The sequence below is a fragment of the Leuconostoc aquikimchii genome, assembly GCF_040838325.1.
Lineage (GTDB): Bacteria > Bacillota > Bacilli > Lactobacillales > Lactobacillaceae > Leuconostoc > Leuconostoc aquikimchii.
The window spans coordinates 747,974-760,203 of the sequence record NZ_JBFPER010000001.1 but is presented as its reverse complement, the minus strand read 5'-3'; the positions used below and the strand labels follow the sequence as shown (position 1 = coordinate 760,203).

12 protein-coding genes and 2 tRNA genes are annotated in these 12,230 nt (G+C 37.6%); 3 read left to right on the top strand and 11 right to left on the bottom strand.

Going from position 1 to position 12,230, the window contains the following annotated elements:
* Nucleotides 1-171 precede the first annotated feature (171 nt).
* A complete protein-coding gene (locus tag AB3K24_RS03865) occupies nt 172-630 on the top strand; it encodes a flavodoxin domain-containing protein (protein WP_367975564.1) in 459 nt (152 codons plus the stop codon).
* A gap of 66 nt (nt 631-696) precedes the next feature.
* Here the strand turns inward: AB3K24_RS03865 and AB3K24_RS03860 are convergent, their stop codons facing one another.
* From AB3K24_RS03860 to serC, 4 genes are all read right to left on the bottom strand, one after another.
* Entirely contained in the window at nt 697-1,419 is a 723-nt protein-coding gene (locus tag AB3K24_RS03860; RefSeq protein WP_367973887.1) for a YebC/PmpR family DNA-binding transcriptional regulator, read from the bottom strand.
* 127 nt (nt 1,420-1,546) lie between these two features.
* Complete coding sequence (locus AB3K24_RS03855; protein WP_367973886.1) at nt 1,547-2,032, bottom strand: phosphatidylglycerophosphatase A family protein; 486 nt, start codon at nt 2,030-2,032, stop codon at nt 1,547-1,549.
* 15 nt (nt 2,033-2,047) lie between these two features.
* A complete protein-coding gene (locus AB3K24_RS03850; RefSeq protein ID WP_367973885.1) occupies nt 2,048-3,226 on the bottom strand; it encodes a 3-phosphoglycerate dehydrogenase family protein in 1,179 nt (392 codons plus the stop codon).
* Nucleotides 3,223-4,308: a 3-phosphoserine/phosphohydroxythreonine transaminase gene (serC, locus tag AB3K24_RS03845; RefSeq protein WP_367975562.1), complete on the bottom strand. Its 1,086-nt coding sequence runs from the start codon at nt 4,306-4,308 to the stop codon at nt 3,223-3,225. The genes AB3K24_RS03850 and serC overlap by 4 nt, the downstream gene beginning before the upstream one ends.
* Nucleotides 4,309-4,573: 265 nt before the next feature.
* Here serC and AB3K24_RS03840 point away from each other — a divergent pair.
* Both AB3K24_RS03840 and AB3K24_RS03835 read left to right on the top strand, forming a co-directional pair.
* Nucleotides 4,574-4,657, top strand: a tRNA-Leu gene (locus tag AB3K24_RS03840).
* A 281-nt stretch (nt 4,658-4,938) separates the two neighbouring features.
* Nucleotides 4,939-5,904, top strand: a complete 966-nt coding sequence (locus AB3K24_RS03835) for a DUF4238 domain-containing protein (RefSeq protein WP_367973884.1) — start codon at nt 4,939-4,941, stop codon at nt 5,902-5,904.
* Between the two features lie 58 nt (nt 5,905-5,962).
* Here the strand turns inward: AB3K24_RS03835 and AB3K24_RS03830 are convergent.
* From AB3K24_RS03830 to AB3K24_RS03800, 7 genes are all read right to left on the bottom strand, one after another.
* Nucleotides 5,963-6,033: transfer RNA gene (locus AB3K24_RS03830), tRNA-Asn, on the bottom strand.
* 62 nt (nt 6,034-6,095) lie between these two features.
* Nucleotides 6,096-7,073: an N-acetylmuramoyl-L-alanine amidase gene (locus tag AB3K24_RS03825; RefSeq protein ID WP_367973883.1), complete on the bottom strand. Its 978-nt coding sequence runs from the start codon at nt 7,071-7,073 to the stop codon at nt 6,096-6,098.
* A 2-nt stretch (nt 7,074-7,075) separates the two neighbouring features.
* Nucleotides 7,076-7,561 carry a hypothetical protein gene (locus AB3K24_RS03820; protein WP_367973882.1) on the bottom strand — a complete coding sequence of 162 codons (486 nt, stop codon included), beginning with the start codon at nt 7,559-7,561 and terminating at the stop codon, nt 7,076-7,078.
* 81 nt (nt 7,562-7,642) lie between these two features.
* On the bottom strand, nt 7,643-10,138 hold the full coding sequence (locus AB3K24_RS03815) for a pyocin knob domain-containing protein (RefSeq protein ID WP_367973881.1): 2,496 nt from the start codon (nt 10,136-10,138) through the stop codon (nt 7,643-7,645).
* A complete protein-coding gene (locus tag AB3K24_RS03810; RefSeq protein WP_367973880.1) occupies nt 10,138-10,677 on the bottom strand; it encodes a putative phage tail protein in 540 nt (179 codons plus the stop codon). The genes AB3K24_RS03815 and AB3K24_RS03810 overlap by 1 nt, the downstream gene beginning before the upstream one ends.
* Nucleotides 10,670-11,815: a baseplate J/gp47 family protein gene (locus AB3K24_RS03805; protein ID WP_367973879.1), complete on the bottom strand. Its 1,146-nt coding sequence runs from the start codon at nt 11,813-11,815 to the stop codon at nt 10,670-10,672. Before AB3K24_RS03805 ends, AB3K24_RS03810 begins: the two co-directional genes overlap by 8 nt.
* The gene (locus AB3K24_RS03800; RefSeq protein WP_367973878.1) at nt 11,812-12,228 is read right to left on the bottom strand and encodes a DUF2634 domain-containing protein; all 417 of its coding nucleotides are present in this window, start codon (nt 12,226-12,228) and stop codon (nt 11,812-11,814) included. Before AB3K24_RS03800 ends, AB3K24_RS03805 begins: the two co-directional genes overlap by 4 nt.
* Nucleotides 12,229-12,230: the final 2 nt, after the last annotated feature.

Below are 12,230 nucleotides of genomic sequence, written 5' to 3'. Positions count from 1 at the left end.
GGTGTAAAGATGTTTTTGCATTTTGTCAACAAACCGTCACATTCGTGCATTATTTCACGAAAATAATAGGTGCAATTCTCTGTAAAGTCTTTATAATTGTAACTATAAAACTGAATCGGAGGAAATGTGTCTAATATACCAAAACGTATACTAGCACAACTCACATTAATTATGAATGCACATGTCGTCTATGCAACAATCACTGGTAATAATGAAGATGTTGCTGATATTATTGTTTCAGCCTTTAACACTGCTGATATCACTGTTAAAAAAACGGAAATATCACAAACTGAAGTTGATGAACTAGAACACACAGACATTGCCGTTGTTGTACCTTATACGTACGATAATGGTTCTTTGCCGGACGAAGGACTTGATTTTTTTGATGACTTAGCCCAAGCTGATTTAAGTGGCGTCGTTTACGGCGTTGCCGGGTCAGGTGATACCTATTATATGAGTGATTTCGGGTTGGCGGTACCAAAATTTGAAGCACAATTTGCTAAAACAAAGGGCATAAAAGGCGCAACTGGCGTTAAAATAAATTTAAGACCTGATGATGCAGACGTTACCAAATTAAACGCATTTGTGACAGCATTGATTCAAAAATCGAAAAAAATTCAAATCAAATAAAAAAACATACCCAGTAAACAGCCTCTAAATGGTCCGTTTTACTGGGTATGTTTTTTAAATATGCCATTAATCTGCTGTTGTATAAACAGCCAAAACATCTTCGTTTTCTTCTAGTTCATCTACTAACTGTTCTAGTTTCTCACGATCTTCATCGGAAATAGTCATCGGATTTTGAGCAATCATTGTTACTTCAGCTTCATCAAAAATATAACCCGACTCCCCCAAAACACCTTCAATAGTTTGAAAATCATTTGGTGCCGTATAAATTTCAAAAACTGCCTCTAGCGTCTGCACGTCTTCTGCACCAGCGTCTAATGCTGCTTCCAAAACTGTATCTTCATCTAACGTTGGAAATGCTTCTCGATCAATTGCCAAATAACCCTGACGATCAAATTGGAATGCCACCGACCCCGATGTCCCCAGTGCACCACCATAATGCTTAAAAGAATTACGAATGCTCGAAACCGTACGATTAATGTTATCAGTTGATGTTTCAACCAACACTGCAACCCCAGCCGTACCGTAACCTTCATAAGTTACTTCTTCGAACTTTTGACCACCTGCACCAGAAGCCTTATCCAACGCACGTTGAATATTTTCTTTCGGCATGTTGGCCGACTTGGCTTTTTCGACAACTAAACGCAATGATGCATTCATATCTGTATCTGCACCGCCAGCTTTTGCTGCAACGTACAGATCATGTGCTAGCTTTTGAAAAATTTTACCACGCTTAGCATCTTGGGCGTTTTTACGTCCTTGTATGTTATGCCATTTACTATGTCCTGACATCCTAACATCTCCTTGAAATTATTATTATGCCTTTAATTCTATCAAAAAAACGCTTACCTTGCCAGTTTTTAAAACAGTCATGGTTACGTCTTTTTTAAGTTAATGATGCGATAGCTATTGCTATGCTTTAATACGTGTTACCACCTGATAATTCTAAGTACAGCATCGCTGAACTGGCAATCAAAGCAGCTAATATATCATCCAAATAAACATTAATGGTATCTGTTTTGTCATTAATAATACCAATCAAACCCGGCTTGAGATCATCTAGTAAGCCATAGTGCACTGTTGCTGCTGCTGAGAACTGTTGTGTAATTGCAATTGCTAATATTTCATCAACATTGTGACCGTTAGCGTCGCGCTGTAAACGTGCTTTAAGCGGTTGCGTATCAGGCATATTTTCTGCCTGTTCGTCTAAATACAGCGCTGTTAGTATAATGTCTGCCACTTCATCTTTATGTAACACACGTAAAATCGCTGTATTTAACAATGTTTCATCAATAGCATCATGATATTTTTCTATTAAAAAAGTACGTGCCCCTTCAACAATATCATCGATGTTGACACCGCGCTGAGATAATTTCGCAATCCCTGCTTCTTGTAATTCCTTCATTATATGATTATCCTCTTAATAGTTTTTATTAACGTAGCGACGAGTTAAAATAACATGCGGAATCTCGTCTAATGCCGTTTTAACATATTCTTGCTGCGCATCACTAAAGCCATTTATCGCGACTAACGTGTATGCATAAGCACCTACCGCACGATTACTTAATTGTTCAATATTAATGTTGTTATCGCCAAAAAATTTTGAAATTTGGCTAATTATATTAGGGACATTCTCATGAATAATACCAACACGATATTTTGTTGTAAACGGTTCATCAATATCAGGATAATTAACCGAATTGATAATATTTCCAGTTGTCAGATACGTATCTAACTGACGTGCTGCCATTAAGGCACTTGTATCTTCTGCTTCAACTGTTGAGCCACCGATATGTGGTGTGATGATGACTTTTGGATGATCAAATAAGGCTTCATCAGCAAAATCTGTAATATAGACGCGTAGGTCATCATTATCTAACGCCGTTTTAGCTGCCAAGTCATTAACAATCCCACTGCGCGACAAATTTAATAAAGCAGCCGTTGGTTTCATAAGTGCGAGACTATCAGCATCAATAAAAAACTTATTTTTTTCGGTTAACGGAATATGCACTGTGATATAATCAGCTTTTTGTAGAACCTCTTGCACATTTTTAGCGTGTACGATATGTCGATCAATTCGCCAAGCAGTGTTAGCATTTAGCCCAGGATCATAACCAATCACATCCATATCTAGAGCTAAAGCAGTATTAGCTACCTTTGACCCGACGTTTCCTAGACCAATAACCCCTAACGTTTTACCAGCTAACTCAGTGCCGCGGTAGCCGCCTTTACTCACCTCTGTACGTAAAGATACATCGCCACCGCGTGTTTCATTTGCAAAACCAATTGCACCAATAACCGGCCGTGCAGCTAAAATCAATGATGCTATAGTTAATTCTTTAACCGCGTTTGCATTACCACCAGGTGTGTTAAATACGACCACACCTCGTTTTGATAAGTCATCTACTGGAATGTTATTAAATCCTGCACCGGCTCTTACAACAGCACGTACACTATCCGCAATCTTTTCATTGTGTAAATTTTGAGATCTCAAAATTATGCCTTTTGGGCTATCGCTGGTATTAATATCATAATCATGTTGCTTTAAATAATCTAATCCTGTAGTACTAATGGCATTATATGTTTTGATAGTTGTCATGCTTGTTGTTCTACTTTCTGCAAAAATGCAATCAACGCATCTACTGCTGACATAGGCTGTGCGTTATATAACGATGCTCTAAAGCCACCAACCGAGCGATGTCCATTAAGATTAAACAGACCAGCTTCAGTTGCTTGCTTAGCAATAACCTTATCTTGTTCAAGATCGCCTGTTGTAAAAACAATATTTGTCAACGAGCGCGCACTTACTTCGACGGGCGCAGTATAAAATTCTGACTGGTCAAGATAAGCATACAGTCGTGCTGCCTTTTCCAAATTACGACGATACATTTCAGTAACGCCACCTTGTTGTATGACCCAATCAAGTACTAAATTTAAGGCGTATATCGCAAAAACAGGTGGTGTATTATACATTGACTGCTTATCAATATGATTTTGATAACGCATCATCGGTCCCACACCAGTTAAATCTTGCTCTGTTAACCATGACTTTTTAATGATCGCAACAGTGACACCCGCTGGACCAAGATTTTTTTGACCGCCAGCAAAAATCGCATCAAAATCTGATACATTATATGGCTCTGCCAAGATATTTGAACTCATATCAGCAACAAGACGTCCGGCTGTTTTAGGCAAGTTGTTTTGATGAAAAGTCGCGCCCTCAATCGTATTGTTGGTCACAATATGCAAATAATCAGCAGATGTCGCATCAAAATTATCCGGCAAAAGTGGCAGTTTTTGATAATGTTTATCTTTTGTACTATTTAGTATCGTCACTTTGTTGCCAAGCTGTTTGGCAGCTTCCGCAGCTTTTTCGGCAAAATTACCTGAATCTAGTAATGCAATGTTATGGTGTTTTGTTGCAAAATTTAATGGGATCATTTCAAACTGTGTCGACCCACCGCCTTGTAAAAAGACAACAGCATACTCATCGGAAATATGCATTAATTCGCGCAATTTCTTTTCAGCACCAGTGATAATCGTTTGAAATTGTTTGGAGCGATGAGATATTTCAATAATACTCATATGTGTGTGTGCGTTTGTTTCAAACGCCTGTGTAATTTGTGTGATGACTTCTTCCGGCATAACACCTGGCCCAGCAGAAAAATTATAAGTTTTCATCATGATTTTGTGCCTTTGCACACCCTCCATTTGGTGTTCAACAATGAAACGCTCTACTACATTAAACGCATTTTTTTACGAATACCCCTAATACCACAAGTAGACAGTTTGCTGTATAAGTTAACAAATAAGTCATAAAAAGCATAAAAAGGCTCAAAAACCTAACATTAGCTTCTTTATTCCTATTGTTTTATATAATACTATATTGGCATTGAAAGTCAATCTTTTATTTTACTCAAAAGTTTAGTATAATGAATCATGTAATGCCGCTGTGGCGGAACTGGCAGACGCGTACCGTTCAGGTCGATATGAGAGTGATCTCGTGCAGGTTCGATTCCTGTCAGCGGCATATTGGCTGTTTTATCAACACTGTTGGTAGGGCAGCTTTTTTGTTTGTAAACGTTGGTATTACTGGGTTTTAAGGTTATAACTGCATTCACTAACTGTCAACAGAATACAATGTTTTTCGAGTTAAAGGCTACAAAATGGCTACAAATTATTGCAATTAAAATCCATACCAATAAACCAGCACAGTTACTATTCCACCTCCTAAAATATATTTATGCTGAGTGATAACTTAAAAAAATCAGACTATAATTGTTAGTATAGTAAATTATTTGGAGATAACTTATGTCATCAGGAAAACGACAACATTTTATGCCAGCTGCTTTGATTGGACAGTTCACTTTTGAAAATATTCACTCCTCAACTCCTTTTAGAAATAAAAAAATATACGTTCGTCTTCGAAAACAGACAGATCCCTTCGAAAGAACGCCATCTGAAATTTTAAAGATGAAAAATTTTTATACGTTAACAAGCGAGTCGACTGGATTAAAAAAGAATGCTATTGATGCAATATGGGATAGCATTGAGCCGTACATTCCAACAATGATAAATAGATTAAGCAGATCATATGCTAAAGATCAATTACCAATGGATGTGTTTTTATATTTTGTTGAATTCTGTACACAGTTAATTGTCAGAAACCCAAAGTTCAATGAAAATTATAATGAACGAATAAATACTATTTTTGATTATGAATCATTAGAAAAAGAAGAATTGATTTCTGTTAAAGATAATACAAACATCTCACGTGTAATGGAAATGCAAAGATTACGCCCGCTATTAATGTATGCCGATTTAGCAATTTTTAAATCATCAGCACACAATGTTTTTATTAACAATGATAATGGATATATTATAGGCATGGATGAGGGCTTATTAGAACGCGTAACGCTTACTTTTCCTTTAACACCCGACTTAGTATTAACTTTTTATATAAATCGTAATCCAGCGGCTTATAATATTTCTTTATTACGTACTCCTAAAAAATTTAAACATCAGCGTCTTTTTTCAGATAGTGTTGACAGTTTTAATAAATCGATTTATTTTCATAGCAATAATCTAATATTTTCAAGTAAAAAAACATTATTACTAGACGACTTCCCTAAAAACCACGATTATCCAGGAACATATGGTTTTTGGTATTATTATGATCAACAAGAATTAAAAAAAATATCGGTTAAACACGAGTTAGACTATAATAAAATCGGAGGGAAAACTTTATTTTTTCGTAACATTAGTGATCCCTTATAAAAAAATAACCACACAAAAAAACGTCCAACTAGATAATCTAGTTGGACGTTTTTCATTACTGCCCACTTGGATTCGAACCAAGGACCTGCGCATTAACAGTGCGTCATTCTACCACTGAACTATGGAGCAATTAAAACAACTAATGTCTTACATATTAATGTGAAAATCATTAGTTGTTAATGTTTATTCAATTATTGTACATCTTGCGCCAATGCCCAGCTAATCACACCTTCAAGTAACACGGCTTGGTTACTGTTAGATTGATTGACTGCCTTCACGCTCTTAATTTTATATTGCTTGTTCTTTGCAAAATCTTTGATCACTTGGCCTGTTTGCCATTTGTAGGCGCTACCTTTAAGGGTGACAGTTTGTCCAACCTTGAAACCACCTGCTTTCTTTACTGGTTGTGCTGGACGTGTTAGTAGATCTTGCTCAAGTACATTCCAAATACGACCCGAGAAGTCCACTTCGTATGAGTAGTTAGACTTTGACTGTGAAGCTTGAGTTACTTTACGAATAGTACCCCATGACGTTTTAACCGCATTGTTAAATTGAGTTCCCCAACGTGTGGCGTAGGCATTTGTAGTTAAGACAATCTGATCATTCGCTTTAAACTTTGCTGCTGGAATAACAGGTGTGTCAAAGCCCTTAACAAGATCATTCTTCAACTGTTGATAAGATACGCCCCATTTAGCTAAGAACGCAATAGGGTCAACATGATCTGAACCGTGTCCAGTGCGTGAAGCAAAGTTATGCGTTTTGATGCCAAACGTGTCGTTATCATCTAAATCATAGTTTGCTCCTGCTTCATCAGCTAATTTACGAGCAAGCCAGATATAAGCACGATACGATTTGTTGAAGTCCGCTTGAGAAGTGACCCGCTCACCAAATTCAATCGCTGCATACGTTTCCCAATTCCAATCACCGCCCACGTCGTAGGCGCCACCGTTTGTTTCAGCCACTTGAATAATACGACCACCCTCACCAACTAAATGCGTGTAGTAGCCGTTTTGCCAGTTCCTAGATAGAAATGCTACTTCATTGTTCATAGTTGCTGATTCGTTAGCTGTTGAATGCATATGCACCTGACCAAATGGCCGTAAAGCTAAACCATTATCCATTGCTGGTCGTCCTGGCACAACGATGTTTTTTTCAATTGTATATCCCATAATTATTTCTCGCTTTCTTTATTAACAGATTCCGGCTCTTGGCCAATCTTTTGATATTTGACGTGGTACTCATCTTCAATCCACTTATCAACCCATTTCAAAGCCCACCGTTTTAAGAATGGCGGCACATCAATACCGGCTAATTTCATGTTGGCCATGATTGATTTCAACATGAAATTACCAATAATTATGGTAACCACAAATGAAATCACGTCAAAAATTAACGGCTGAAATATGAAGTCACGGCCTCCTAAATGGGTGGGCACAAACGAAAAAAATATCGTTAAAGACCAAATGACCACAGGCATCAACGCCAATGGTATTGAGGTAATCAGCCCACCCAACCCACCACCACTCGTGCGTGCAACACCGTTACGTTTACGCCAGAGCGAGCCTAAAAAGGTATCAAAAAAGACCAAAATAAAAAGGACTGCCGTTTCGGTAGCCCCATTTAGGTTAGCAAATAAATATTGTATAAGTTGGTCCATGTGTACTCCTATAGTTTTTCATTTTTTCTCCTACACGATATTCAAGAGAATAGTTGGAAATACTTTTCTAGTTAATAATAATTAAACTCCTAATTTTTTCCAATCAGTCCATGTATTGCCACGGTTCCAACCTCTTGACCATACGTTTCCTGTATTAGTGTCAATGAGCATTTGAGAACTATTAACACTACCGACCGCGACAACATTTAACGAGAAATAATTAGAGACAGGGCTATTTAAAACGGTGCCACCTTGAAATGAGTAAAAACCATTATTTTTTAAAGTATTCAAATCAGTATTAGTGCTAATGCCAATAACATTAGGAGCACTAGCTGTTGCTGCGTTCCCATCAATGTTTGCCCCCATTGTCATTTTAGCCATGCCATTGCCGTAAAAATTTAACTTACCTGAGGCACTTTCAATAATTCTTGATGTCCAATCATCTGTGGACTTACCAAAATGAAAATCAATAAATGGTGTTGCCTGTGATATTTCTACGCCACCCTCAAACTGTTGTGAATATTTCCAAATGTTTGAATTTGTATCAAAAGCAACTTTTTGCCAAGAACCCCAACCGTTAACTGGGTAATATGCTCTTTTATAAGTTTGAGACTGTGTATTATTAACATATTCATCTATATACTGAACTACTGAATAATCATTTAATCCTGTTGGATATATTCTTAAGCTAAAAGCATTAGTTGTAGGTGAATTTTTTAGTGCTTGAGCGACTGCGTTAGTTCCACAGATGAAAAAACCAGATTTTTTATAATTATTTAAATCTTCACCACTAGATAACATTTTTGTTGATAACATCGCAGCATTACCGTCTATATCAGTACCTAATGACATTTTAGTACCATCTTGTTTTTTAAAAGACAATGTACCAGTGTTATCTTCAATAATATTAGCACCATTAGGTGTTAATATTATTCCATTGTTTCTGAAAATCCATGCTTTACCTGTAGAACCACCGCTTTGATAACCAGCAAGTAATACGACATTTTCATCAGATGAAAATATACCGTATTCACTATCTCCTTTCATACCTAAATCAGAAATATTTTTAGGTATGTTGCCGGTTGCAAGTGCATCTAAGAAGCTAGGTGCGCTTTCTCCGCCGCCAATAATTAAGTTACCACCTGCTCCAATACCTACATTCATGCCAAATCCACTATTTAATATATCATCACGTGACCAAAATATTTTGTGACTTGAATTGTCTATGTTATCTGAACTTACTTTTAAATAAATACCGTCAGCAGAATTTCTATTAGTTTCGAAGCTTTTTGCACCTAAAATATTTTCAGTACCAGTATTGTGAACAACAGTTTTATCATCAGCTAATAAATTCCAATCATACCAAGTTACGCCAAATTTGTAACGTTTCCATATTTTGCTACCTTGAACATGCAAAATTTGATAAGTAACATTCCCGTCATAGGTATATACCTCAACAATACCGCCATTAGGCATTCCTACCGGTACGTTTTTAAATGAATTAGGTATTTTATAAATGCCACTTTCAACTAACAAGTTCATATCAGCAGATGAAAATTCTCTAGGCTGTATAATACCAGAAAACGATTTTGCTTTTATATTTCCATCCTGATCAACACTCATCAAATCAGTGAATGTATCAGTTGGCGATATCTTAACATTGTTACTTTTTTGCAATTTAAATTGATTGCTGCTTCCGATAACAAGGGATCCACTTTGTCCTTGCTTCTTTACAAGCCCAATATCACTATTATTGCCGACGCGAATCATTGTGTTATCATTTGGCAGATCTAAACTCCCCTTAATAGTTTGATCGCCATCGCTATGAACAATTTTATCGTCATTTGATGCTTTAACTGTAATGTCCGCTGAACCATCAAAAGAAACTCCATTGATTTTTCTACCCGTTATCAATTTTGTTGCTGTTCCGGCGTTTCCTGTTATACTGCCAACGATTGTCTGAGTGAAGGTTTTAACGCCGGTAATCGTTTCAGCGGTTGCCTTGGTCACATAATCAGCCAGCTTATTCCACAATTTCTGTTTGTCCGCGTTGCTTTCAACAATTTTGCCGTTTAACGATGTTTCTAAACTATTGACGCGTTCATTAGTTGCTGCAGCTACTGGATTAACTGTTGTACTAATTGTTGAACTATTCGTCACCGTAATTTGTGGACGAGCTGTAAATTCTGTAATTTCAGTTGTACTTAATGTTGGCATTCTAAATGCGCTACCAGATGAATTGGCAATGGTAACGCCGGCCAAAAACTCTGTACCATTGTATTTTGCAACTAAGAATATTGTTTTGATGTAATAATCTGCCGCGTTGCCACCACTATTGAATATTCCAGTAATTGTAACGGTGTTACCATTAAGCACAACTGAATTGATACTAGCCGTTTGCTTAATTTTAGCAGTAGCCAGTGTTGTGTCATTGAAACCTTGTAAATCACTAACTGTATGCGTATCGTCTGATGTTTTTAACGCCACCCATTCAATCTTATTGCCTGTATTCAACGCTGCTTGCGAATTATTTGCAAATGCGGTTGTCATGATCCATTTACTGTACGATTCAGCCACTATACGCTACCCCCTTTATTTGTGATTGTTGTGTTATAAAGTACATCTGTCCCAGTTGATACTGTGCCTGTTGTCGATGTTATCAGCAAGTTAAACGTTGTAAACGTCATATTTGCCGGTAAAAGTCTTTTTAGCAACACTGATAAACGCTGCATTACTGCGTTGTCTGATGTACGCGTCTCAACATTGACATGTAATTTACTGGTATCAATTGTCAATGTTGCACCAATATTTAATACGCCCATTAATTCACGCATATATGCCATTGTGACAGGCTTAGGTGGCAATAATTGCATAATAACGTTGTAACGCCGTGTTTCGATATCTTGGCCGACAACATTTGTGATACCTAGCATTGCTTCAAACATTGAAATACCATCTTCATTGGCAATAGCTGCATAGTGATTGTTGCGCGCCTGGTCAATCAGTGTTTGAAAATTATCAAGTAACGGCTGCTCAACGTTCACGATAACGTCCATGTCATAAACACCGTCATAAAAATTTGGTAGTAACTCCTTCAATTTCATTAATTCAGCCATCAATTGTCACCGTGCCTAACATTGGTAATTCTTCGATTGTTGCAGTAGTTGTCAATGTTATATCTTTGTCTGCACCGTCAAATTTCACGTTGGTTGCATTGGTTAAACCATCAACTTTTAGAAGCGCAATTATAATCTGTGACCTATACAAAATCACAGTGTATGTCCGTTCGTTGGCATTAACATTGCCCCATTTTTCACGCACACTGTTAACATATTCAGCGATTGCTTGTTCAACTTTTTGGCGCACATCTTCAACTGTGACTGTTGATGTCGTGCTAATCATGACACCGACGTTAATCGTTCGCAATATTGGTGCGGCTACGGTGACTGTATGGCCAACTGGTGCAATACCATAACCGTTACCCGATGAATTGCTTGGATCGATTGCATTCTTAACTTGGTCAATTAATGCTTGAGACGGTGCGAGGTATTGGTTGTTTAAAATAACTGCCTTGACCGTTCCGCCACCATTCCACGTTGGATATACCTGAACCGCAGCTACATCTTCCATATCGATAATAAACTTAATATAGTCGGTAACATTGCCACCAAATGCAATCACTTCGTTTGAAGTCAACAACCGTTCACGCAACTCATCATCTGTTTCAGCATTTCTAGCCGGAATAATTACCTCATTAACAATCGCATTGCCAAAGCCAGCGATTGCTGAAATAGGCAACAACTGGCCAATGTATGAGTTCCCAATTTCGCCAGCAGTTTCAGCCGTAAGCGTCGCTTGTCCGCTAATATTTGATAACTTAGTCAATTGATAGTAATTAGGTTCAACACCAATACTTGCGAATCGATCACCGATGTTGGCTACCAAGGGCTGACCGTTTTCATCAGTCAGTGTTGCCGTTAATCGTGTCAATGTTGCTTGCTCACGTGTTAAACCCCGTTCTTCAGCTCGGTAGTCAAGATATTCTCCACTGGCTGTCTGCGTAAATGTATTTAGCACAGTATCTGCTACGTTCAGTGACATTTCAGCCATGACATAAGCAGCTGGTGCAATGGCGTCATAAATAACTGACCCTTCACGTGTATCTAGGTTGCTAGGCACACGATCAAGCGCTGCATTAATAAAATAATCGAAGTCCATCGCTTGGAATTTATTCGCTAATTCTTTAGGTGTCATACACTGACCTCACTTTCAACTGTTGCATCACCGAACATAGTTGTTACTGTCAAATTAACCAGTAATGTATTTCTGTTTATTTGTGTGACTGAATTAATTTCTGCGTTGTCCACACGATCATCTGCTTTTAGTGCTTCGTCAAAAACGCGTCCCAATTCCGCTTTAACATACGGCAACTCTTTGCCAATTAGTTCAGATAAATCATTGCCATATTGATCGCTATATATCGTGAACACAAAACGATCTGTACGCAATATTTTATTAATAGCTTGTACCATAGATTTTATGCCATCAGTCTTCCCCAAAATACGGCCATTGACAACTTGATAAGTCAAACCTGGAAGCGTCACAACCTGCAAATCATTAACTGATTGCGTGACATCGTCCAAAATTGGCGTGTCATAATCTACCATGT

Bases quoted from the DNA above. Each gene is read 5' to 3' on its own strand.
- AB3K24_RS03810 (WP_367973880.1), bottom strand. From the start codon at position 10,677: ATGGCTGAATTAATGAAATTGAAGGAGTTACTACCAAATTTTTATGAC.
- AB3K24_RS03855 (WP_367973886.1), bottom strand. From the start codon at position 2,032: ATGAAGGAATTACAAGAAGCAGGGATTGCGAAATTATCTCAGCGCGGT.
- serC (WP_367975562.1), bottom strand. From the start codon at position 4,308: ATGAAAACTTATAATTTTTCTGCTGGGCCAGGTGTTATGCCGGAAGAA.
- AB3K24_RS03825 (WP_367973883.1), bottom strand. From the start codon at position 7,073: ATGGGATATACAATTGAAAAAAACATCGTTGTGCCAGGACGACCAGCA.
- AB3K24_RS03800 (WP_367973878.1), bottom strand. From the start codon at position 12,228: ATGGTAGATTATGACACGCCAATTTTGGACGATGTCACGCAATCAGTT.
- AB3K24_RS03865 (WP_367975564.1), top strand. From the start codon at position 172: ATGAATGCACATGTCGTCTATGCAACAATCACTGGTAATAATGAAGAT.
- AB3K24_RS03820 (WP_367973882.1), bottom strand. From the start codon at position 7,561: ATGGACCAACTTATACAATATTTATTTGCTAACCTAAATGGGGCTACC.
- AB3K24_RS03860 (WP_367973887.1), bottom strand. From the start codon at position 1,419: ATGTCAGGACATAGTAAATGGCATAACATACAAGGACGTAAAAACGCC.
- AB3K24_RS03835 (WP_367973884.1), top strand. From the start codon at position 4,939: ATGTCATCAGGAAAACGACAACATTTTATGCCAGCTGCTTTGATTGGA.
- AB3K24_RS03805 (WP_367973879.1), bottom strand. From the start codon at position 11,815: ATGACACCTAAAGAATTAGCGAATAAATTCCAAGCGATGGACTTCGAT.
- AB3K24_RS03850 (WP_367973885.1), bottom strand. From the start codon at position 3,226: ATGACAACTATCAAAACATATAATGCCATTAGTACTACAGGATTAGAT.